The 22,165-nt window shown below is 70.5% G+C and carries 19 protein-coding genes; 7 read left to right on the top strand and 12 right to left on the bottom strand.

Annotated elements, in window-relative coordinates:
- Positions 1-41 precede the first annotated feature (41 nt).
- Together ACFWRT_RS02305 and ACFWRT_RS02310 are read left to right on the top strand one after the other, a co-directional pair.
- Complete coding sequence (locus ACFWRT_RS02305; RefSeq protein ID WP_380949445.1) at positions 42-1,517, top strand: hypothetical protein; 1,476 nt, start codon at positions 42-44, stop codon at positions 1,515-1,517.
- A 106-nt stretch (positions 1,518-1,623) separates the two neighbouring features.
- Positions 1,624-1,845, top strand: coding sequence for an FmdB family zinc ribbon protein (locus ACFWRT_RS02310; RefSeq protein ID WP_026241426.1), 222 nt, complete (start codon positions 1,624-1,626; stop codon positions 1,843-1,845).
- Positions 1,846-1,928: 83 nt separating this feature from the next.
- Here the strand turns inward: ACFWRT_RS02310 and ACFWRT_RS02315 are convergent, their stop codons facing one another.
- From ACFWRT_RS02315 to ACFWRT_RS02330, 4 genes are all read right to left on the bottom strand, one after another.
- Positions 1,929-2,588, bottom strand: coding sequence for an O-methyltransferase (locus ACFWRT_RS02315; protein ID WP_380949444.1), 660 nt, complete (start codon positions 2,586-2,588; stop codon positions 1,929-1,931).
- A 110-nt stretch (positions 2,589-2,698) separates the two neighbouring features.
- Positions 2,699-3,532 carry an HAD family hydrolase gene (locus tag ACFWRT_RS02320; RefSeq protein WP_380949443.1) on the bottom strand — a complete coding sequence of 278 codons (834 nt, stop codon included), beginning with the start codon at positions 3,530-3,532 and terminating at the stop codon, positions 2,699-2,701.
- Complete coding sequence (locus tag ACFWRT_RS02325) at positions 3,529-6,021, bottom strand: phosphoribosyltransferase (protein ID WP_380949442.1); 2,493 nt, start codon at positions 6,019-6,021, stop codon at positions 3,529-3,531. The genes ACFWRT_RS02320 and ACFWRT_RS02325 overlap by 4 nt, the downstream gene beginning before the upstream one ends.
- 36 nt (positions 6,022-6,057) lie before the next feature.
- Positions 6,058-7,230, bottom strand: a complete 1,173-nt coding sequence (locus tag ACFWRT_RS02330) for an HpcH/HpaI aldolase/citrate lyase family protein (RefSeq protein ID WP_380949441.1) — start codon at positions 7,228-7,230, stop codon at positions 6,058-6,060.
- 246 nt (positions 7,231-7,476) lie between these two features.
- Between ACFWRT_RS02330 and ACFWRT_RS02335 the strand changes: the two genes are divergently transcribed.
- Positions 7,477-8,412, top strand: a complete 936-nt coding sequence (locus tag ACFWRT_RS02335; protein ID WP_380949440.1) for a TerD family protein — start codon at positions 7,477-7,479, stop codon at positions 8,410-8,412.
- A 68-nt stretch (positions 8,413-8,480) separates the two neighbouring features.
- On the opposite strand, the gene ACFWRT_RS02340 is transcribed toward ACFWRT_RS02335, so the two are convergent.
- The 6 genes from ACFWRT_RS02340 to ACFWRT_RS02365 all read right to left on the bottom strand — a co-directional run bounded on the left by ACFWRT_RS02340 (position 8,481) and on the right by ACFWRT_RS02365 (position 13,313).
- Positions 8,481-9,215 (bottom strand): TerD family protein, encoded by a 735-nt coding sequence (locus tag ACFWRT_RS02340; RefSeq protein ID WP_380949439.1) that lies wholly within the window; start codon positions 9,213-9,215, stop codon positions 8,481-8,483.
- 177 nt (positions 9,216-9,392) lie between these two features.
- Positions 9,393-10,553: a DUF475 domain-containing protein gene (locus ACFWRT_RS02345; RefSeq protein WP_380949438.1), complete on the bottom strand. Its 1,161-nt coding sequence runs from the start codon at positions 10,551-10,553 to the stop codon at positions 9,393-9,395.
- A gap of 70 nt (positions 10,554-10,623) precedes the next feature.
- Positions 10,624-11,199 (bottom strand): TerD family protein, encoded by a 576-nt coding sequence (locus ACFWRT_RS02350; RefSeq protein WP_070203934.1) that lies wholly within the window; start codon positions 11,197-11,199, stop codon positions 10,624-10,626.
- A 306-nt stretch (positions 11,200-11,505) separates the two neighbouring features.
- Positions 11,506-12,081, bottom strand: coding sequence for a TerD family protein (locus tag ACFWRT_RS02355; protein ID WP_096623105.1), 576 nt, complete (start codon positions 12,079-12,081; stop codon positions 11,506-11,508).
- Positions 12,082-12,219: 138 nt separating this feature from the next.
- Entirely contained in the window at positions 12,220-12,678 is a 459-nt protein-coding gene (locus ACFWRT_RS02360) for a peroxiredoxin (RefSeq protein WP_380949437.1), read from the bottom strand.
- A 197-nt stretch (positions 12,679-12,875) separates the two neighbouring features.
- Complete coding sequence (locus ACFWRT_RS02365; RefSeq protein ID WP_018486931.1) at positions 12,876-13,313, bottom strand: DUF3052 domain-containing protein; 438 nt, start codon at positions 13,311-13,313, stop codon at positions 12,876-12,878.
- Between the two features lie 506 nt (positions 13,314-13,819).
- On the opposite strand from ACFWRT_RS02365, the gene aceE reads away from it, so the two are divergent.
- Positions 13,820-16,552, top strand: a complete 2,733-nt coding sequence (aceE, locus tag ACFWRT_RS02370; RefSeq protein ID WP_380949436.1) for a pyruvate dehydrogenase (acetyl-transferring), homodimeric type — start codon at positions 13,820-13,822, stop codon at positions 16,550-16,552.
- A 74-nt stretch (positions 16,553-16,626) separates the two neighbouring features.
- Here aceE and ACFWRT_RS02375 read toward each other — a convergent pair whose 3' ends face one another.
- Together ACFWRT_RS02375 and ACFWRT_RS02380 are read right to left on the bottom strand one after the other, a co-directional pair.
- Positions 16,627-17,058 (bottom strand): peptidase inhibitor family I36 protein, encoded by a 432-nt coding sequence (locus tag ACFWRT_RS02375; protein WP_380949435.1) that lies wholly within the window; start codon positions 17,056-17,058, stop codon positions 16,627-16,629.
- A gap of 219 nt (positions 17,059-17,277) precedes the next feature.
- Positions 17,278-18,897: an MFS transporter gene (locus ACFWRT_RS02380; protein WP_380949434.1), complete on the bottom strand. Its 1,620-nt coding sequence runs from the start codon at positions 18,895-18,897 to the stop codon at positions 17,278-17,280.
- Positions 18,898-19,012: 115 nt separating this feature from the next.
- Here ACFWRT_RS02380 and ACFWRT_RS02385 point away from each other — a divergent pair, with 115 nt between their 5' ends.
- The 3 genes from ACFWRT_RS02385 to ACFWRT_RS02395 all read left to right on the top strand — a co-directional run bounded on the left by ACFWRT_RS02385 (position 19,013) and on the right by ACFWRT_RS02395 (position 22,081).
- Entirely contained in the window at positions 19,013-19,669 is a 657-nt protein-coding gene (locus ACFWRT_RS02385; protein WP_380949433.1) for a TetR family transcriptional regulator, read from the top strand.
- Positions 19,670-19,817: 148 nt separating this feature from the next.
- Positions 19,818-21,026 carry an alpha/beta hydrolase gene (locus tag ACFWRT_RS02390; protein WP_380949432.1) on the top strand — a complete coding sequence of 403 codons (1,209 nt, stop codon included), beginning with the start codon at positions 19,818-19,820 and terminating at the stop codon, positions 21,024-21,026.
- Between the two features lie 86 nt (positions 21,027-21,112).
- Positions 21,113-22,081, top strand: coding sequence for a DUF4429 domain-containing protein (locus ACFWRT_RS02395; RefSeq protein ID WP_380949431.1), 969 nt, complete (start codon positions 21,113-21,115; stop codon positions 22,079-22,081).
- The last annotated feature ends 84 nt before the right edge of the window (positions 22,082-22,165 follow it).

Genomic DNA, 22,165 nt, shown 5'->3' on the forward strand with positions numbered 1-22,165 from the left:
GAGAATGTACCGGCAGGGGCGGAACAGCACGGGAGAGGGATGTGACGGCGACACACACGCGGCCAGAGGCAGGAGCGGGTGGGAGTTCCGCCGTCGAGAGCGTCTCCGGTGCCCGGGGCGGGAGCCGCGAGCGGCGAGCGCCCGGAAGGCCGGCAGGCCAGGGACTCCGGGGGCTGCAGGGACTCCGGGGGCTCCAAGGGCTCCGGGACGCCGTGGCCCTCGCGCTGCTGCCCGCGCCCCTGCTCGTCGCCGCGCTGCCCGCCGCCTTCGCCGGAGGCGGTACGCGGCGGTGGTTCGGCGGGCGTGGGGAGAGCCAGCGAGCCGAGGCCCAGGCGGCGAGGGACGCGGCGGCCGAGGCCTTCTACGAGCTGGACACCGCCCAGCGTGACCTCAAGATCTCCATCGAGACGATCAACGCCGTCGACAACTCCCCCCGCGGCCGCAAGGCGGCCGAGGACTTCGCCGCGCTGGGACGCCGCATCGACGACGTCAGCCACGCCTACATCACCGCCGTCGACGCCCACGACCTGGACCGGGACGATCTGGAGCCCTCCGTCGCCGCGAGCGCCCGCACCGAGCTGACCCGGGCCAAGGACGATCTCGTACGGGTCAAGGGCGAGCTGGACCGGTTCGGCCAGGGGCTCGGCACGCTGCTGGGCAGTGCGGAGACCCAGCTCGCCCGGCTCGCCCCCGCCGTGGAGCGGGCCCGGCAGGCGCTGCTCGGGGCGAGCAACGCGCTCGATGCCGTACGGGCGGCGGGGCTGCGCGCCGATGAGCTCGCGGCCCGGCTCGCCGCCCTGGCCCCGGAGCTGACCAAGCTGAACCAGGGCGCGGGAAAGCACGGGGTCGCCGAGACGCTCCAGCGGGCCGATGTGGTCCTGCGCGATGCGGAGGCCCTGCGGGCCGAGGCGGAGCGGCTGCCGGAGCGGGCCGCCGAGATCGACCGGCGGCTGGTGTCGCTGCGGACCCGCGCCCAGGCCCTGACGACGCGGACGGGCTCGGTGGAGCCGGTCCTCAGCGAGCTGCGGCGCCGGTTCTCGGCCGCCTGCTGGCAGGACCTCCAGCCGGTGCCGGAGCAGGCCGCCGTCAACGTGCGGCAGGCCGAGGAGAAGCTCGCGGAGGCGGCGAAGGCCCGGGACGAGCAGCGCTGGGCGGATGCCACGTCCCGGCTCTCCACGGTCCGCGCCCTGCTGAACGCGGTGGACGAGGCGGTCTCCGCCGCCGGGGACCGGTTGCAGCGGCTGGACGCCGTGGCGAAGGACCCGCAGCAGGAGATCGAGCGGACCCGGTTCGCCGTACGGGACGCGCAGCGCCTCGCGATGGCCGGCCGGCACACGCCCGACCCCCGGCACGCCCGGCCGCTGGACGACTCGGTGGCGCGGCTGGACCGGGCCATCGCCGGTCTGGAGGGCCGGCACCCCGACTACTGGCACTTCCTGACCGAGACCGAGGCCGTGCGGCAGACCGCGGCCCGGGTCGTCTCCGATATCCGCGAGGAGCGCGGCGCCGGCGCCTGAGCCCGCGCTGCTCCCCGTGCCCGGAGCCTCGCCGCCTCGGACGGCCGGATCCACGCCACCTCAGGTGGCCGTAGCCGTCCGGCGGCGATGGCTCTAGCCTGAGGCCATGCCTCGCTATGAATTCCGCTGCCGCACCTGCGGAGACACGTTCGAACTCAGCCGTCCCATGGCCCAGTCCTCGGACCCGGCCTCCTGCCCGGCCGGCCACGACGACACGGTCAAGCTGCTCTCCGCCGTGGCCGTGGGCGGCGCCGCCGCGTCCGCACCCGCACCGTCCGGTGGCGGCGGTGGGGGCGGAGGCTGCTGCGGCGGCGGTTGCTGCGGCTGAGCCCGGCCGCGTAAATAAGCCGCGTAAAGCCGCGTAAACAAGCAGAAGAGAGGCTCGCGCGAAAAGCGGAAAAGGCTCGCGCGCTACTTCTTGCGCGCGAGCGTCAGGCCGTCCGAGACCGTCAGCAGCACGCTGTCCATCCGGGCGTCCGCGCTCGCATGGTCGTTGAACTCCTTGATCGCCGCCGCCGACCCGGTGGCGTGCGGGTCCGTGACACCGCCGTGGAAGAGCACGTTGTCCACGGCGATCACGCCGCCCTGCCGCATCCGGGGCACCAGCTCCTCCCAGTACCCGATGTAGCCGCCCTTGTCGGCGTCCAGGTAGGCGAAGTCGATGTGCGGCTCGGCGGGCATCGCGCGCAGGGTGTCCAGGGCCGGGGCGATGCGCAGGTCGATGCGGTCCGCGACGCCCGCCTTCTCCCAGGCCTCACGGCCGTACGCCGTCCACTCCTCCGAGATGTCGCAGGCGATCAGCGTGCCGTCGGCGGGCAGCGCCTGGGCCATGGCGAGGGCGCTGAACCCGGTGAACGTGCCGACCTCCACCACATGCCGCGCGCCGACCAGCCGGACGAGGAAGGCGAGCAGCGGGGCCTGCTCCTCGGCCGACACCATGCCCGCGTGGTCGGGGAAGCGGGCGTACGTGGTCTCCACCAGCCCCCGTTGGACCGGGTCAAGCGGCGGGTTGTGGGCCAGCATGTACGCGTATAGCTCGGGAGTGATCGTGGTCTCGTTGCCCTTGGTCATGCCCCCAGCCTTCCCCAACCCGCGCCGTCGCGCAGCCGAACCCCCACAGGCGACTCACACAGGCAGACTCACGCGGGCGGACTCACGCACCCGGACTCACGCAGCCGCACTCACCCGCCGACAGCCGCCAGGAACCGGCGCAGGATCTCCTCCCCCGCAGCCCCACCCCGCTCCTCCAGCGCCACGACGTGCGGGGCGCGCCAGTCGTTCTCGGCCAGTTCGCCATGGCCGGGGCGCCAGCCGAGGTCGGCGGCGAGCAGCAGGTCCGCGTCGAGGAGGGAGTCCCCGGCGGCGAGGGTGCGGGTGGCGCCGGAGCGGCGGGCGACCTCGTTCATGGCGGCACTCTTGGTGAGCGGCACGGGGACCGCGTAGATCTTGCGGCCCTGGAGGGAGACGGTCCAGCCGCGCTCCTGCGCCCAGACCGCGAGCTCCTTCACCCACTCCTCGGGGAGCAGGGAGCGTTCGACGACCAGATAGGCGAAGAGGTTCTCGGCCACGCGCTCCTTGAGGAGCCAGGCCGGGTCGGCGGTGGTGGCGAGGTGGGCGCGGATCTCGGTGAGGGGGGCGCACTCGTCGGCGATGCGCGCCTCCACCTGCTGCTGCCAGTCCCGGTCGGAGACCCCGTCGACCAGGATGTGTCCGCCGTTGGCGCAGATCGCGTACTGCGGGGCGGGGCCGGGGAGATGGATGCGGTGGTACTGCTCGCGGGTCCGGGTGGTGGTGGGCACGAAGACCGTGGAGCCGGCCACCTCGGTGAGGAGGGCGGCGGACGTCTCGGTCATGTACGAGAGGGGCTTGTGGCCGTACACCTCGACGCAGAGGAGCCGGGGAGCCTCCGCGTCAGGCATCGCCAGGTCGAGCGCCGCCGCCGAGTAGATCAACGTACGGTCGAGGTCGCTCGCCACCAGCGTGGCGGAGCCGTTCCCGGCAACAGGGGTGCTCATGCGCCCTGCACCGCCTTGCCGTCCGCGCCCGTCGCACCGCGCGTGAACCGGGGGTGGATCAGACCGACACAGCTGTACGGGAGGTCGTCGACCTCCTCGACCGGGACGCCGCGCTGTTCGGCCAGCAGCCGGATGTGGGTCAGGTCCGCGCCCGCCCCGCGCTTGGCGAGGATCTTCCAGGGGACCCGGCGCAGCAGGACCCGGGTGGTCTCGCCGACGCCCGGCTTCACCAGGTTGACGTCGTGGATGCCGTACTCCTCGCTGATCCGCTCGACGGCCGCCCAGCCCTCCCAGGTCGGGGCCCGGTCGGCGGCGAGCAGCTCCTTGGTCTCGGCGTCGACCTGGTCCGCCACCTCGTCGAACCGCGCGGTCACCGCCGCCAGGAAGTCGCCGGAGACGTCGGACCCCGCCAGCTCGCGGTAGAACTTCGCGCCGTGGAAGTCGTCGGGGCCGACCAGGTCGGCGCGGAGCACCGTACGGGAGATGAGGCCGGAGACCGTGGAGTTGAGGCAGGCCGAGGGGATCAGGAAGTCCTCGCGGGTGCCGTACGTACGGACGCAGCCGCCCGGGTCGGCGAGCACCGCGATCTCAGGATCGAAGCCGGTGATCCCGGTCGATGCCTCGAACTCGCTGATCGCCGCCGCCAGTTCGCGGGTGATCGCGCCCTTCCCCGTCCAGCCGTCGACGAACACCACGTCGGCCGGTTCGTGGTGGGCGGCGAGCCAGCGCAGGGCGGTGACGTCGATGCCCCGGCCCCGGACGATGGAGATGGCGTAGTGCGGCAGGTCCAGGCCGTGCCGGTGGCGGGCCCAGCGGCGCATCAGGACCCCGACGGGCGTGCCGGCGCGGGCGAGCGAGACGAGGACCGGGCGCGGTCCGCGTTCGGCGAGGACCGTCTCGGTGACGGTGCCCACCGCACGGGCGATGCGCGCGGCGGAGGCGTCCAGGGCGGCCGTGAACAGGGCCTGGTACTCGGCGCTCGGCTGGTACTCCACGGGCAGCGACTCCGCGTAGTGCGCACCACCGCTCTGGATCGCCTCCTCGCGCTCCTCGGTGGGCGCCTCCAGCTCGGTGTCCGAGAGGTCCTGGAGCAGCCAGCCGACGTCCTCGGGCGCGTAACTGGAGAAGTCGGGGCCTCGGAGGGGCTCGGGCAGCACGGCGGGCTCCTGCGTTTGGGGGACAGGTGTGGGGGCGTACGAGGGGACGACCGCGAGGAGGACCTGGCCGGCGTGGGCCGCCAGGCGGGCCAGCAGGCCGTCGGGGGCGTGGAGCTCGGGGGTGTCGGCGGTGGAGTCGACGACGGCGACCACCGCGTCGAAGCCCGCGCCCGCCACGTTGTACGCGTACCGGTCGCCGGGGCCGTCCGCCGGGTCGTCGTGGGCCGGGAAGACGAGGCGGGTGCGTATCGCGTAGCCGGGGTCGTCGACGGCGAGGACGGGCGAGCGGGTGGTGGTGGAGTACCGGACCTCGGCGTCCGCGCCCAGCGCCGCTTCCAGGGCGGTGCCCAGGCGCAGCGGCGCGTACATCAGCTCCTCGAAGCCGAGGACGAGCACGCGGCGGACGTTGCTGTCCAGCGCGCCCGCGATCCGCTCCGCCATGCCCGGGAGCGCCGCTTCGAGCGCCGCCCGGTGGGTTGGGGTGAAGCCGTGCCGGCCGCCGTCGGGGACCTCCGTCGGCCAGCCCAGGGCGACCCGGGTGACGGGGGTGGCACCTTCGAGCGCGTGGTCGGCCCGCCCCGGCTGCTCCGCCTCCTGGGCCGCGACCAGGGCCTGGCCCCGTTCCAGTACGCCTTCGGGGAGCGTGACCGTGCCCGAGGAGCGGGTCACCAGGTCGACGCGGGCGCCGATCTCGGCGGCGAAGGCGGTCAGTCGGTCGCGGTCCCCCGCCGAGCGCATGTCGACCAGCGCGACGATGACGTACCGCTCGCGCGGGTGCGACGCGTGCAGGGCGCGAATGGTGTTGAGCACGGTGTTGCCGGTGGAGAACTCGTCGTCGACCAGCACCAGGGTGGACGCCTCCGCTCCCCCCGCCAGCAGCTCCGGGTCCTCCGGCAGCAGCAGGTGCGAGGTGGCGTGCGAATGGGCCTCCTCGAAGCCGCCCGCCTGCGCGACACCCGCGACGGGCCGCCGGGTGGAGTGGAGGTACGGGGCGTCCCGCAGGCCGTCCGCGACGGCGTGGCCGAGGCCGGTGGCCGTCTCCGCGTACCCGAGGACGACCGCGCGGCGGGCCTCGTCGGCGCCGAGGAGCGCCCGTACGCGCTCACCGAGCCCGTACCCCGCCCCGTACACGACGGAGGGTTTCTGGGGCACATGCTTGCCCAGCACGTTGGAGACGAGCAGGTGGGCCCGCTTGGGGTTGCGCCGCAGGGCGAGGCCCAGCAGCTCCTGGAGCTCCCCGTCGCCCTCCAGGGCCACTCCCAGCCGCTCGGCCACCCAGTCGCCCGACCACACCACGTCCACGGCCTCTTCTCTCCTGACGCGCCCGCTCATCGGTACGCGCTCACTTTCCCGCACTCCGGTACCCGCTCACTTCGTCAGGCCGGCGGCCAGCAGGTCGACGAAGCCGACGTCCTCGCTCGCCACCCCGAAGACCTCGGCCCGCCGGAGCGTGCGCTCGGCCCAGGCCCGGTGGGGCTTCACTTCATTCATCTTGTTCGTATACGCCGAGCGCAGCACCCCGCCGCCCCCGCGCTCGGGCCGCAGGATGTCCTGCGCGTCGGTGAACTCCTCGTGGCTGACCACGGACAGTGCGTGGACGGGTGCCACGTGCGACGGGTGGATGCAGGTCTTGCCGAGCAGGCCGTTGGCCCGGTCGAGCTCGATCTCCCGCAGCAGGCCGTCGAGGTCGTGCTCGATCAGTGCCGTGCGCAGCTCCTCCGCGCTGCCCTCCAGGAAGGGGCTGCGGCGCAGCTGGGGCTTGAACATGCGCTCCTGGCGGCGGAAGTACTCCCAGACCGGGCCGGTGATCGTGAAGCCGGTGCCGTCGGCGCGGCCCAGCACGTTGACCACGTCGGCGATCACGGAGCCGACGATCTGGACGTCGTACGCCGTCATGTCGGGCGCGCGGCGCAGTCCGTAGGCCGAGCAGAAGTCGGTGACGCCGAGCCGGAGGGCGAGCACCCGGTCCCGGTACTTGTCGACGGAGCGCGCGATTCCCCGGAGGACCTCACCGCGCGTCTCCAGGTGGAGCAGCTCGGGCGATTCGAGGACCGGCATGGCGAACAGCCGCTGCCCGCAGGCCGCTTCGGCTCCCGCCAGGGCCTCCAGGAAGAGCGTTCCCCGCTCTTCGGTGAATTTGGGAAGTACAAAACCGGACAACATTCGGACGGAGGCACCGAGCCGGTCGACGAGGTCGGTGATCTGGCCCGGTTCGCGGACCCGGACGAAGAGGAGCGGCAGCCCGGCGCCCGTGGCGTCCCGCTCCGCGAGCCGCGCGAACTGCCTGACCAGGTTGGCCTCGGCGTCGACCACCTCGGCGTCGTCGATCGAGTCCTCCAGGCACAGCACCATGGAGACGACGCCGCGCGCGGCCTGCTTCATCACATCGTCGGCCAGCGTGGGCCGGGTGGCCGGGGAGTAGAGCGTGGCGCCCAGGGCGACGGAGAGCAGGCTCGCGGGCGAGGCCGCGCTGAACTCGCACGGCTCCTGGAAGAACAGGCCCTCCCGGGCAGCGGGCGGTATATACCCGAAGTGACGCATGAGTTTCCCCCGAACTGCCTGACCGGCCGGACAACGTATGGCCGGTAATAGTACGTACGGACGCGTGTCAACAGTTCCCGATGTACATGAACTTCCGGTTACCCGCCCTTCACGCCACGTCTTCTCGCGGTACCGTTCCGCCCTCCTTCTTCCCGCTATGCGGTTCGGTACCGGCGCAACAAGACCGCAACAGGACCGGGTCCTTGCCGCCCCCCGCGTTGTCCGCACGCACCGCCGGCAGGCAGGATGACGCCCATGACGCACACGATGCTGAAGGGCTCGAACGTCCCGGTCGACGCCGTGGCCGTACGGGCCGTGCTGCGCTGGACCCCGGGGACCGGTGTTCCCGATGTGGACGCCTCCGCCCTGCTGCTCGGGACCTCCGGCCGTGTGCGGTCCGACGAGGACTTCGTCTTCTACAACCAGCCCCGCCACCCCTCCGGGCTGGTCCGGCGGCTGCCGAAGCGCAGCGTCGCCGAGGGGCTCACGGACACGGTCGAGGCGGATCTCGGGGCGCTGGACGCGTCGGTGGACCAGGTGGTCATCGCCGCCTCCACCGACGGCGACGCCTTTCAGCGCGTGCCTGACCTGCGGATACTCCTCTTCGACGCGGCGTTCGCCGACGGGGACCCGCTGGCCGTCTTCGATGTGCGGCCGGAGACCGGGGAAGAGACCGCGATCATCTGCGGGGAGCTCTACCGGCGCGGCGAGGGATGGAAGTTCCGGGCGGTCGGCCAGGGCTACCCCACCGGGCTGATCGGTCTTGCCACCGCCTTCGGGATCTCGGTCGACGATTCGGAGGCCGGTGGTGGGGAGGAGCCGTCCGGGGCCGCCCCGTGCCCCGCCCGGCCGCCCGCCGCCCACGCGCCCGCCCACGCAGCCTCCGATTCCGCCGCCGTCACGCACGCGGCCTCCGCACCGGACCACGACTCCCAGGCCACGGTCCTGCACCGGCAGCCCGCCTACGGCTACCCGCCGCCCGTCGCGCCCCCGGCCGTGCCCCCGCTGCCCGCCCTGCCCGCGCCGCAGCCCGCGGCCAACGCCCAGCCGGCGTACGGCTACCCGCAGGGGGCCGGTGCGCCGCCCGCGTACGGCTATCCGCAGCCGGCGGCGGCCGCCGCCCACGCGCCGGACCCGCACTTCGTCCTGCCTCCGCAGGGCCCGCAATTCATCCGGTCCTGATCTCATCCGGTCCTGAGAGCCGCTGGCCCTGAACTCAACCAGCCTCGACCTCATCCGGCCCCGAGGGCTCAGGTCCGTGACTTGTAGCCCCTGCCCCACTGCATGCCGTAGCCGTAGAGCCGGTCCAGCTCGGACTGGAATCCGTACACGAACTTCACCTCGCGCCGCACGATCAGCTCGCCCTTGACGTTGTCCACGGTGAACACCGCGCAGGAGCGGGCCTGCGGTGCGCGTTCGTCCAGCTCGATCTCGATCCGGGGGCCGTTGCCCGGGTAGAGCGTGATCTTGGCGTGCGTACGGTCGAACGCGGGCGTCCGGTCGTAGATGTAGACGAAGAACAGCAGCCGCTTGAACTGGTCGCGCTGGTCGAGGTTGACGTAGACCGTCTCCCCGGACGGGGCGCCGAAGCGGTCGTCACCGCTGAGCCGGATGTAGGGCGGGCTGTTCAGGTCGCCGATGAGGTTGCCCAGCGGCTGCACGACCCCCTTGGTGCCGTCCGCCAGCTCGTACATGCAGCCGAGGTCCAGGTCGACGTTGACGACGCCCTGGGTGTGCGCCTGGACCACCTCGGGCTGGAAGAGCTTGAGGGGGCGCCGCAGCCGTCCGCTCTGGCGCGAGCGGCCCTCGATGTCCGATGTACGCATCCGCCAGGACAGGTTGACCCGCAGGTTGCCCGAGAGGGCGCCCTGCTTGCTGAGCGAGACCGTGGCGTTGCGTTTCGAGAGCACGATGGCGCTCGATGTGCCGTTGCCCGAGTCGAACTGTGCCGCGCGCGCCGGCCACAGGCCGTCGAAGAATCCCATCCCAACCCCCACCTGTCGTTCCCGGACCTGGTCCCGACCCGTCCCCCGGCCTGCTGCCCGCTGCCGCGGGCCCCACACACCACTGCGGGGCGGCCACCGGGCCGGGTCCGGGAGAATCCCGGAGAGCCGTCGCCGTGTGGGCCGCCCCGCAGAGAGCGTTCCTCAATCCCTACCGGGTCACACCCCGGAGTGGACTTCGGCCTGGGAACCCGGACTTCCGTCGATGTCCCCGTGGCCTCCGCCCGAGGCGGCGATGGCCTTGTTGCGGCGGAGCGAGGACCAGAAGGAGAGGCCGATGAGGACGACACCGATCAGGCCGGTGATGATCTCGTTGATCTCGTACTGGATGGTGACCAGCAGGATGACGGAGAGCGCACCGATCGCGTAGTGCGCGCCGTGCTCCAGGTAGACGTAGTCGTCCAGCGTGCCCTGGCGGACCAGGTAGACGGTGAGCGAACGGACGTACATGGCGCCGATACCGAGGCCGAGGGCCATCAGCACGATCTCGTTGGTGATGGCGAAGGCGCCGATGACGCCGTCGAACGAGAAGGAGGCGTCCAGGACTTCCAGGTAGAGGAAGAGGAAGAACGCGGCCTTTCCGGCGAGAGCGACCCCGGTGACGGGCTTGCCCTTCTTCTTGGCCTCTTCCTCGGCCTCGTGCTCGCGCTCCTCCTCCTCTTCGAGCTTGCCCTCGAAGAATCCGGAGAGCCCGCCGACGATGAGGTAGGTGATCAGACCCGCGATACCCGAGAGCATCACGGTCGACGCCTTGTCCACGTGCCCGCCACCGTGCTGGTGGGCCTGGGTCGCGAAGGTCATGGCGGAGATCATCAGCACGATCAGCGCGACGCAGACCGACAGCATGTCGACCTTGCCGAGCTTGGCGAGCGGGCGCTCGATCCAGCGGAGCCACTGGATGTCGCGGTCCTCGAAGATGAAGTCGAGGAAGATCATCAACAGGAACATGCCACCGAAGGCGGCGATCGACGGATGGGCGTCCGTCACCAGTTCCTTGTAGCGCTCAGGATCGTTGAAGGAAAGGTCGATGGCCTCGATCGGTCCGAGCTGGGCGCTCACGGCCACGATCACGACGGGGAAGACCAGCCGCATACCGAAGACGGCGATCAGGATGCCGATGGTGAGGAAGATTTTCTGCCAGAAGGCATTCATCTTCTTCAGGATTCCGGCGTTGATCACCGCGTTGTCGAAGGACAGCGAGATCTCCAGGATCGTCAGGATCGCGACGATACCGAAGGCTTGCCACCCCCCGTAGAAGAAGGCTGCGACCAGGCCGAGCGCGGTAATCGCGAACGACCAGCCGAAGGTTTTCAGAACCACTGCTACCCCATCGTGTTTATGTAAGGGTCTCCCCCGGTGTGTACGGGGCTCCCCCGCGCCGTGCGCGGCGTTACGAAACGTTGACGCCGAAGTCTAGAGCGATGCCCCGGAGGCCCGACGCGTACCCCTGACCGACTGCACGGAACTTCCACTCGCCCTGGTAGCGGTAGAGCTCGCCGAAGATCATCGCGGTCTCGGTGGAGGCGTCCTCGCTGAGGTCGTAGCGCGCCAGCTCCTGGCCGTCGGCCTGGTTGACCACGCGGATGAAGGCGTTGCTGACCTGTCCGAACGCCTGACCCCGGTTGTCGGCGTCGTGGATGGAGACCGGGAAGACGATCTTGTCGCAGTGCGCGGGGACCTGGTCGAGCCGCACGATGACCGACTCGTCGTCGCCGTCGCCCTCACCCGTCAGGTTGTCACCGGTGTGCTCGACGGAGCCGTCGGGGCTGGTGAGGTTGTTGTAGAAGACGAACCACTCGTCACCGAGCACCCGGCCCGACCGGCACAGCAGCGCGCTGGCGTCGAGGTCGAAATCGGCTCCGGTGGTGGAGCGTGCGTCCCAGCCGAGCCCGACCAGCACCTGCGTGAGGTTGGGTGCGACCTTGGAGAGGGAGACATTGCCTCCCTTGGCGAGTGTGACGCCCATGTGTGTCCTCCCCGAGTCGTGGAAACGCTTTACGGGCGCTCTCCACGCCCGCGGTCGGGCGCCGAGGGCGGCCGCCCGGTCAGGGTGGACCCGGCCGTGGATCCACCGGACACCCCCTGAGCGCGTCCGGCGCCGCACAGGATGCGGCGCCGGACGGGTGGTGCGTGAGCGCTGCGAGCGCTCGGCCATGCTGGGCCCTGACGCCCTCGGACGGTGTCCTCGGACGCTGACACCGGAGTCCTGGTCCTCAGGACGCTGACACCGAAGTCCTGGCCCTCAGGACGCTGACGCCGAAAGTCCTGGTCCTCAGACGTTCACGCCGAAGTCCTGCGCGATGCCGCGCAGGCCCGAGGCGTAGCCCTGGCCGATGGCGCGGAACTTCCACTCGGCACCGTTGCGGTAGAGCTCGCCGAAGACCATCGCGGTCTCCGTCGAGGCGTCCTCACTCAGGTCGTACCGGGCGAGCTCGGTGTTGTCGGCCTGGTTCACCACGCGGATGTACGCGTTGCGGACCTGGCCGAAGCTCTGCTGGCGGGTCTCGGCCTCGTAGATCGAGACCGGGAAGACGATCTTGTCGACATCGGCCGGGACGCCGGCGAGGTTCACCTTGATGACCTCGTCGTCGCCCTCGCCCTCACCGGTGAGGTTGTCACCGGTGTGCTCGACGGAGCCGTCGGGGCTCTTCAGGTTGTTGAAGAAGACGAAATTGCCGTCCGCCGCGACCTTGCCCTCGGCGTTCGCCAGCAGCGCGCTGGCGTCGAGGTCGAAGTCGCCGCCGGTGGTGGTGCGGGCGTCCCAGCCCAGACCGACGATGACCGCGGTCAGGTTGGGCGCGGCCTTGGTCAGCGAGACGTTGCCGCCCTTGCTGAGGCTGACTCCCACGAGTCCTCCAGTAGTTTTCTCAGGGGCCGGCAGACACCAGCGTCCCCGTCGTTCGTTGGCATCGGATCAACGATTGGATCCTAGTGACCGGTTCCCGGCGAAAACAGGCTTTAGGCCGGGCGCCGCCAGGAGATCGCCTCAGAGCGCTTCGAGCGCCTTGATGTAGTCGTTCAGGTCACGCGCGTCCGGCAGGCCGTTGACGACGCTCCAGCGAACCGTGCCCGCCTTGTCGATGACGAAGGTGCCGCGCACCGCGCAGCCCTTGTCCTCGTCGAAGACGCCGTACGCCCGCGAGGCCTCGCCGTGCGGCCAGAAGTCGGAGAGCAGCGGGTATTCCAGGCCCTCCTGCTCGGCGAAGACGCGCAGGGTGTGGATGGAGTCGTTGGAGACCGCGAGCAGCTGGGTGTCGTCGTTCTCGAACCGGGGCAGTTCGTCGCGGAGCGCGCACAGCTCACCCGTGCAGACGCCGGTGAAGGCGAACGGGTAGAAGAGCAGCACGACGTTCTTCTCACCCCGGAAGTCCGCCAGCCGCACGGTCCGGCCGTGGTTGTCCTTGAGTTCGAAATCCGGGGCCTCGGTGCCGACCTCGATCGCCATGGAACACACAGCCCTTCCGTCGCTTCTCACGTCTCTCACGTCCCGGCTTCCGTTCGTACGTGGCCGTCGTGCCCGTTCACACGTGTCCGGCGGCCCCGGGTGGACTCCCACCCTACGCACGGGCCGCGGGAGCACGTACGAAGGCCCCCGAAGGCGGCTCAGCGCCGTCGGGGGCCCCGGGTGGTCCAGCGAGTGGTTCAGCGCTTGGCCTTGGCCCCCTTGGGGGTGGCCAGACGGCTGCCCGTCCAGTCCTTGCCCGCGCTGATGCTCTTGGTCTGGGCGAGACCGGCCGTCTGGGCGGCCTCATTGATGTCGCTCGGCTCGACGTATCCGTCACGGCCGGTCTTCGGCGTCATCAGCCAGACCGTGCCGCCGTCCTCGAGCAGACCAATGGCATCCACCAGCGCGTCCGTAAGGTCGCCGTCCTCGTCGCGGAACCAGAGCAGGACGACGTCTGCGACGTCGTCGTACTCCTCGTCGACGAGTTCCTGGCCGGTAGTGGCCTCAATGCCCTCACGGAGCTCCAGCTCGACGTCGTCGTCGTAGCCGATCTCCTGGACCACCTGTCCGGGCTCGAACCCCAGGCGTGCTGCCGGGTTGGTCCGCTCCTCCGCGTGGTCCGCGGTCGCGCTCACGGGATGCCTCCTGATCATGTCTTCGGAAAATGCTGTGGCCACGCGCGTGCGCGGGGCGTAGGCCGTAGTCCACACGGGCCCGGCGAATCGCGCAAGTACCCGGCGGGCGAGACCGCCTGAACGGTGACGTTCCCTGCCACGTCACCGCAGGCTCCGGCATGTCTCTCCGGGGCCTGGGCCGGTCCCTCCGGGGCTTCGCAAGGTCACCCCATCCGTTTACGTCCTTCCTCAGCTTATGCCGTTTCGCTCCGCCAATCGGATTCGAACGGCCTTTGGGAACGCTTGGACGGGTTGGGCGTAAGGTTGCGGTTTGCCCGTACCCCGCCGCGTACTGCCCATACTCGTGCCCCGCCGGAGAAATTTCGGAACCTCGGGGTTACCCCACGGTAGAGATGACGTCCGGGCCCTCGCGGTAGCACGATGGAGGCGGCGCGCACACAGTTGTCCCGGGGGTACGTTCCCCGTAACAGACCCCGCAGAGCACCACCGAACAGCGAAGGAACAGTGTGGCTTCCGGATCCGATCGCAACCCGATCATCATTGGCGGCCTTCCGAGCCAGGTCCCGGATTTTGATCCGGAGGAGACCCAGGAATGGCTCGACTCCCTCGACGCCGCCGTCGACGAGCGAGGCCGTGAGCGGGCCCGCTACCTGATGCTCCGGCTCATCGAGCGCGCGCGGGAGAAGCGCGTCGCCGTGCCGGAGATGCGCAGCACGGACTACGTGAACACGATCGCCACGAAGGACGAGCCGTTCTTCCCGGGTGACGAGGAGATCGAGCGCAAGGTCCTCAACGCGACCCGCTGGAACGCGGCCGTGATGGTCTCCCGGGCGCAGCGACCCGGGATCGGTGTCGGCGGCCACATCGCCACCTTCGCCTCCTCCGCCTCGCTGTACGACGTGGGCTTCAACCACTTCTTCCGCGGCAAGGACCAGGGCGACGGCGGCGACCAGATCTTCTTCCAGGGGCACGCGTCCCCGGGGATCTACGCCCGCGCGTTCCTGCTGGACCGGCTGAGCGAGGCCCAGCTCGACGCGTTCCGCCAGGAGAAGTCGAAGGCGCCGAACGGCCTGTCCAGCTACCCGCACCCGCGGCTGATGCCGGACTTCTGGGAGTTCCCGACCGTCTCGATGGGCCTCGGCCCGCTCGGCGCGATCTACCAGGCGCGGATGAACCGCTACATGGAGGCGCGCGGTATCGCCGACACCTCCAAGTCGCACGTGTGGGCCTATCTGGGCGACGGCGAGATGGACGAGCCCGAGTCGCTGGGCCAGCTCTCCATCGCCGCCCGCGAGAACCTGGACAACCTGACTTTCGTCGTCAACTGCAACCTTCAGCGCCTCGACGGCCCGGTGCGCGGTAATGGCAAGATCATCCAGGAGCTGGAGTCGCAGTTCCGGGGCGCCGGGTGGAACGTCATCAAGCTGGTCTGGGACCGCTCCTGGGACCCGCTGCTGGCGCAGGACCGCACGGGCATCCTGGTCAACAAGCTGAACACCACCCCGGACGGGCAGTTCCAGACGTACGCCACCGAGACCGGTTCGTACATCCGCGAGCACTTCTTCGGTGACGACCCGCGGCTGCGCGACATGGTCAAGGACATGACCGACCACCAGATCCTGCACCTGGGGCGCGGCGGGCACGACCACAGGAAGGTCTACGCGGCCTACGCGGCGGCCAAGGCCCATAAGGGCCAGCCGACCGTGATCCTGGCGCAGACGGTCAAGGGCTGGACGCTGGGGCCGAACTTCGAGGGCCGCAACGCGACCCACCAGATGAAGAAGCTCACGGTCGAGGACCTCAAGCGGTTCCGCGACCGGCTGCACATCCCGATCACCGACAAGCAGCTCGACGAGGGCTACCCGCCCTACTACCACCCGGGCCGCGACTCGGAGGAGATCCAGTACATGCACGACCGCCGCAACAGTCTGGGCGGCTACGTGCCGACCCGGGTGGTGCGCGCGAAGCCCCTGCCGCAGCCCGAGGACAAGACGTACGCGGCTGCGAAGAAGGGTTCGGGTACGCAGTCGATCGCCACCACCATGGCGTTCGTCCGCATCCTGAAGGACCTCATGCGGGACAAGGAGATCGGCAAGCGGTTCGTGCTGATCGCGCCCGACGAGTACCGCACGTTCGGCATGGACGCGTTCTTCCCGAGTGCGAAGATCTACAACCCGCTGGGCCAGCAGTACGAGGCGGTCGACCGCGATCTGCTGCTCGCGTACAAGGAGTCGCCGACGGGCCAGATGCTGCACGACGGCATCTCCGAGGCGGGCTGTACGGCGTCGCTGATCGCCGCCGGTTCGGCGTACGCGACGCACGGCGAGCCACTGATCCCGGTGTACGTCTTCTACTCGATGTTCGGGTTCCAGCGCACCGGCGACCAGTTCTGGCAGATGGCCGACCAGCTCTCGCGCGGTTTCGTGCTGGGTGCGACCGCCGGGCGTACGACCCTGACCGGTGAGGGCCTCCAGCACGCGGACGGCCACTCGCAGCTGCTCGCCTCGACCAACCCGGGCTGTGTCGCCTACGACCCGGCCTTCGGGTACGAGATCGCGCACATCATGCAGGACGGGCTGCGCCGGATGTACGGCGAGGCCAACGAGGACGTCTTCTACTACCTCACGGTCTACAACGAGCCGATCCAGCACCCGGCCGAGCCCGAGAACGTCGACGTGGACGGCATCCTCAAGGGTGTCTACCGCTTCAAGCAGGGCGGGGCGGGCGAGATCCCGGCGCAGATCCTGGCGTCCGGTGTGGCGGTCCCCTGGGCCGTCGAGGCGCAGAAGATCCTCGCCGAGGAGTGGAACGTCAAGGCGGACGTCTGGTCGGCCACCTCCTGGAACGAGCTGCGGCGCGAGGCCGTGGACGTGGAGCGGTACAACCTGCTCCACCCGGAGGAGGAGCAGCGCGTCCCGTACGTGACGAAGAAGCTCGAAGGGGCCGAGGGCCCGTTCGTTGCGGTCTCGGACTGGATGCGTTCGGTGCCGGACCAGATCGCGCGCTGGGTGCCCGGCACCTACCAGTCGCTGGGCGCGGACGGCTTCGGCTTCGCGGACACCCGGGGTGCGGCGCGCCGGTTCTTCCACATCGACGCGCAGTCGATCGTCCTCGCGGTGCTCACCGAGCTCGCGAAGGAGGGGAAGATCGACCGGTCGGCCCTGAAGACGGCGCTGGACCGCTACGACCTCCTGGATGTGGCCGCGGCCGATCCGGGCGCGGCGGGCGGCGACGCGTAGCCGTAGAGCTGCTGTACGGGCCCGAGGGGCGGTGACGCGAGCGCGTCGCCGCCCCTCGGCACACCCGGGAGCCGCTAGTTCTCCCAGATCTTGAACGCCCGCACCTGGTACGGGGAGCGGGGCAGCCAGGTCCCACCGCCCGGGTACGTCTCGAACTCGCCCGTCTCCTGGCATTCGGCCGACTGGTAGGTGGTGACGGGCCGGCCGGTGCGGTTGGCGAGGGACTGGGCGTCGCCGCCCTTGGGGAGCGGGGTGCAGCTCTCGATGTCGACGGTGGAGAGTTCGTACGTCTGCCGGCCGCCGGTGAAGTCGGGCTTCTTCCAGAGGCAGAGCCGGCCCGCCTCGCAGGTGCCGAGCCGGACGTCCGAGGCGGGCTGCACGCGCGCCGGGGACCGGTCCTGGGCGAGCGCCTGCGGGATGAGTGCGGTGAGCGCGGTGACCGCCAGGCCTGCGGCGAGAACGGTCGTGCGGTTCGTACGCGTGGTCGTGCGTGTGGTCGTACGCATGGTGGATCAACCCCCGTGGTCGTGCGCCGCGCCATGTCGTGGCGCGGTGCTGTCCTGACCAGCCTGACCAGCGCGGAGGCGCCCGGGGAAGAGGGGGACGACGCACGCCACCCTGATAGGCGACAGCCCCGCCGAAAGGATTCGGCGGGGCTGTGGTGTGCGCTGTGTTGACGCGTTTCCGGGGTCCGGGGGTCTGGGCCGGAGGTCTGGGGCCGGGGCCTAGATGTGGCCGACTCCGGCGCCCGCCTCGGCGTTCGCGCCACGCTTGGTGAGGGTGGCGACACCGGCCGCGATGACGGCGACGACGCCCGCGACGGTGAAGGCCAGGCCCATGCCGGACATGAACGTGTCGTGGATGACGCCGCCGATGGTGTCGACGACGTCCGGCGTCATGCCGGGGGCCTTGGAGAGCGCGTCCACCGGGACCATGCCGAACTCGGCGGCCTCCTCCAGCTTCGGGTCGGGCGTGCCGGGCAGGCCCGCGTCCGTCCAGTTGCCCGCGAACTCCGAGCTGACCTTGGAGGACATGACCGCGCCGAGGACGGCGGTGCCGAGGGCGCCGCCGACCTGCATGGCGGCCTGCTGGAGGCCGCCGGCCACACCGGAGAGCTCCAGGGGCGCGTTGCCGACGATGACCTCGGTGGCGCCGACCATGACCGGGGCGAGCCCGCAGCCGAGCAGGGCGAACCAGAGGGACATGGCGAAGGTGCCGGTGGACTCGCTGAGCGTCGTCATGCCGAACATGGCGGTGGCCGTGCAGACCATGCCGCCGACCAGCGGCACACGGGGGCCGAACTTGGTGATCAGCAGACCGGCGACCGGCGAGGAGACGATCATCATGGCGGTCAGCGGCAGCAGGTGGAGACCGCTGTCGACCGGGCTGAGGCCGTGGACGCCCTGAAGGAAGAACGTCACGAAGAAGAGGCCGCCCATGAAGGCGAACGCCATCAGCACCATGAGGATGGTGCCGGCCGTCAACGGGATGGACCGGAACATCGCCAGCGGGACGAGCGGCTCGCGTACCCGCGTCTGCCAGAGGCCGAAGGCGAGGAAGAGGGCGAGCGCGAGGCCGAGGAAGAACCAGGTCCAGCCGCCGCCCCAGCCCCAGGACTCACCGGCCTTGATGATGCCCCAGATGAGGGAGAACATCGCGCCCGAGAGCAGCACGATGCCCAGGATGTCGAAGGAGCGCGGCGCGTTGGCGGCGCGGTGGTCCTTGAGGATCACCAGGCCGAAGATGAGCGCGACGATGCCGACCGGCACGTTGATGAAGAAGACCGACTGCCAGCTGACGTGCTCGACGAGCAGACCGCCGACGATGGGGCCGCCCGCGGTGGACGCCCCGATGACCATGCCCCAGATGCCGATGGCCATGTTCAGCTTCTCGGCGGGGAAGGTGGCCCGCAGGAGACCGAGCGCGGCCGGCATCAGCAGGGCGCCGAAGAGGCCCTGGAGCACCCGGAAGAGGACGACCAGGCCGATCTCCTTGGAGAAGCCGATGGCGGCGGAGGAGACGGCGAAGCCCGCGATGCCGATGAGGAAGGTCTGGCGGTGGCCGAAGCGGTCACCGAGCTTGCCCGCGGTGATCAGGGCGACGGCCAGGGCGAGCAGATAGCCGTTGGTGATCCACTGGACGTCGGCGAGCGTGGCGCCGAGGTCCTTCTGGATCGCGGGGTTCGCGATGGCGACGATCGTGCCGTCGAGCGCGACCATCATCACGCCGATGGCGACGGCGAACAGGGTCAGCCAGGGGTGGCCGCGAAGCCCCTTGGCCGCGGCGGGTACGGGGCCGTCTTCCGGTTCCCGCGACGCCTTCTCGACGGTGGTCTGACTAGTCATACGCGGAGACTAGTGACAGCCACTGACAGTTGACAAACGCATTCACGAGACAGTAGCTGTCGCATAGCTCACAGGTAAGCTGACCTGGACAAACGAGGGAAAAGAGGACTGGTACGTGACCCATGGGCAGAGAGCCGCGACCCGGCCCGGACTGCGTGAGCGCAAGAAGCAGCGCACCCGCGACGCCCTGTTGCGCGCCGCCCTCGAACTCTTCACCACCCAGGGGTACGAACGCACCACCGTCGACGAGATCGTCGAGGCGGTAGACGTCTCCCAGCGCACCTTCTTCCGCTACTTCGCGAGCAAGGAGGACATCACGTTCGCGGTACAGGAGATGGTCGAGTCCCGCTTCATCGCGGAGCTGCGCGACCGCCCCGCCGGCGAGGCCCCGTTCGAGGCGATGCGCCGGGCGGTGCTCTGCGCCTGGAACAGCATCGGTGAGGCGATCGAGGAGGTCATCACGGTCGACCTCCATATGCGCACGTACCAGATGATCGAATCGACCCCCTCCCTGCTCGCCGCCCATATGCGGCGCGGGATCGCCCTGGAGAACCAGATCGCCCACCTGGTCGCGGAGCGCGAGGGGCTCGACGTGACGAGGGACCCGCGGCCCCGGGTGGCTGTCGCTGCCTTCTCCGGGGTGATGCGGGTGACCGGCCAGCTATGGGGCCAGGGGCACGATTCGAGCGTGGAGGCGCTGCGCGACCTCACCGAGGAGTATCTGGACCAGCTCGTCCCGGCGCTGGCGGGGGACTGGCGGCGGTCGGGGTGACCACGTCCCGCAGGCGGACGGCGGCGACAACAGCGACAGCGGTCTGCCGTAACCATCTGTGAAGTAATGCGGTTGAATCCTTCGCAGCCGGGTGATGTACCTCACCTGAATCACGGTCGTACGCGCCCGTCTCCTAGGGTGTGGCGCGGTGACTTCTTTCGACTCCTCCCCCACCCTGACCGCATGGCGCGCGCTGCTCGCCGTAGCGGTCGTGTTCGTGATGCTGGCGACGACGGGCTGGTCCGCCGTACGGGATCACCAGGTAAAAGGGGAGCGTGAGCTGGCCCTCGCCTCCTGGGCGCGGGACCGGATAGCGGGACGTCCGCTGCCGGAGGCCGGGGCGCCCGCCTTCCGGATGGCCCACTTCTTCGCCACGCTCACCTCGGGGCAGCAGATGGCGCTGGCCGACAAGTACCCCACGGTCGTGGGGAACCTGAACGGCGTCCCGGTCACCCTGCGCTACCACGCCAACCGGCTGGCCCTGAAGCAGGCGATGGCCGTCGAGCAGCGGCGTACGTACGACCGGACGCTCTCGGCGGGCGGTCGCGGCGAGGCGGCCCAGCGGGCGGCCCGCTTCCGGTCGATGCTCGCGAAGGACCGCCAGATCCTGGCCTTCGACCCGTCCGGGCGGGGCCGTGCCGCCGAGGTGTTCGGCGATCTCGACCGGGCCTCCCGGGTCTCCGTGGTCGTCCCGGGTGTCGACACCAACCTCCTCACGCTGGAGCGGAGCCGGCGCGTCAACTCCGCGCCCGTCGGCATGGCGAAGTCCCTGTACGGGGCGGAGCGCGCGGCCTCCCCCGGGACCCGTACCGCCGTCATCGCCTGGGCCGACTACACCGCCCCGGCCGGTCTCGGCATGGACGCGGCGCTCGGCGGACTCGCGACGGAGGGTGCCCTGCGGCTGAACGCACTGGTGGGGGCGTTGCCCGGCACGTCCACGGTCTCGCTGTTCTGCCACAGCTACGGCTCCGTGGTGTGCGGGGTGGCCGCCGACAAGGCCCCCGACCGGGTGGCCGACATCGCGGTCGCCGGATCCCCCGGCATGCGGGCCGACAGCGCCGCACGGCTCGACACCGACGCCCGGATCTGGGCGATGCGGGACCGGGACGACTGGATCCAGGATGTGCCGCACCTGGAGTTCGGCGGGATCGGGCACGGCGCCGACCCGGTCGACCCGGCCTTCGGGGCCCGGCGGGTCTCAGCGGCCGGGGCCGCCGGCCACAGCGGCTACTTCGAACCCGGCACCGAGAGCCTCGGCAACTTCGCCGCGATCGGCGTCGGCGCCTACGGATCGGTCAGCTGCGCAACTGCCGACGGCGCTTGCCACAGTGGTATTTCCGGTGATCGGGAAGGCTGACGCGCGTAGAGCAGCGTGACAAGCCGATTAATTGCGACTTACGCCGAGGGGGGACGTGTGAGCCTGTGCCGCATACGATGAGGCACATGGGTGATGTGCTGGCCGGAATTCATGCCACCTGGGAGTTCGACACCGACTCCGTGCTCATCCGCTTCGAACGGGGTATCCGCACGCCGAAGCTCCTGCAGAACCTGCGGGAGCGCCGCATCCCGCATGCTGCGCTGTCGTCGGTGACGCTGACCCCGGGCAAGCGGGACACGGTGGTGCTGCGTGTCGTGCCGAGACCGGGTGCAGACCCGCTCCTGGAGGCTGCCGCGGGGCAGCTGAAGGAGGGGTGCGACCCCTACCGCCTGGTGCTTCCGGCAGACCGGGAGCTGCTCGCGGAGTATTACGCGGACGAGCTGCGGTCCTGTCTGGGCCCCGCGTCCGACGAGCCCGCCGACCGTTTCCTGGTCGCCGCCCCCGAGGCGCCGATGCAGTTCAAGGCGTACGACGGACGGGCCGCGTTCGACGGGGAGCGGATCTCCTTCCGGTGGTTCTGGACGGGGGCCTCCAGCGCGAAGTGGAAGGCCGGTGACCAGACGTACCGGGTGAGCGAACTGGCTGGAATCGAGTGGCGCTCCCCCGAAGGCCTCGACGGCTACCTCCGGCTGGTGCCCCGTGCGGCCGTCCCGGCGGACCACCGCACCGGCGGCAGCCTCGGCGACCTCCACGGGCCCGTCAGCCCTGGTCCGAAGGGAGCGGGCACAGCCCTGGACGGCGCCTCGGGCACCGTGAACCGCGCCCCGGCGGACCAGGACCCGGCGGCGGTCCTTTTCGGCCTCGGCTACGGGCCGGTGCACGAGTCGCTGCCCTTCGCCGCCGCCGTACTGGAATCCGTACGCAGCACCCAGAGCGCGCCGGCCGTCCCGGCCCCGGTCCTGGTGAACGCAGGGCGGCGCGACCCGGCGGACATCGCCGAGCGGATACATCACCTCGGCGAGCTCCATCAGGCGGGGCTGGTGACGGACGACGAGTACAGCGCGAAGAAGGCACAACTGCTGGCGGAGCTGTGAGGCCGCGTACGTCCCGGAGACCGGCCCAGCCGGCCCGTTCGGTCCGGACACCGGCCCCGCCACCCCTCGCGCCATGGGGACCGG

The sequence above is a fragment of the Streptomyces cyaneofuscatus genome (genome assembly GCF_042718795.1).
GTDB lineage: Bacteria > Actinomycetota > Actinomycetes > Streptomycetales > Streptomycetaceae > Streptomyces > Streptomyces cyaneofuscatus_A.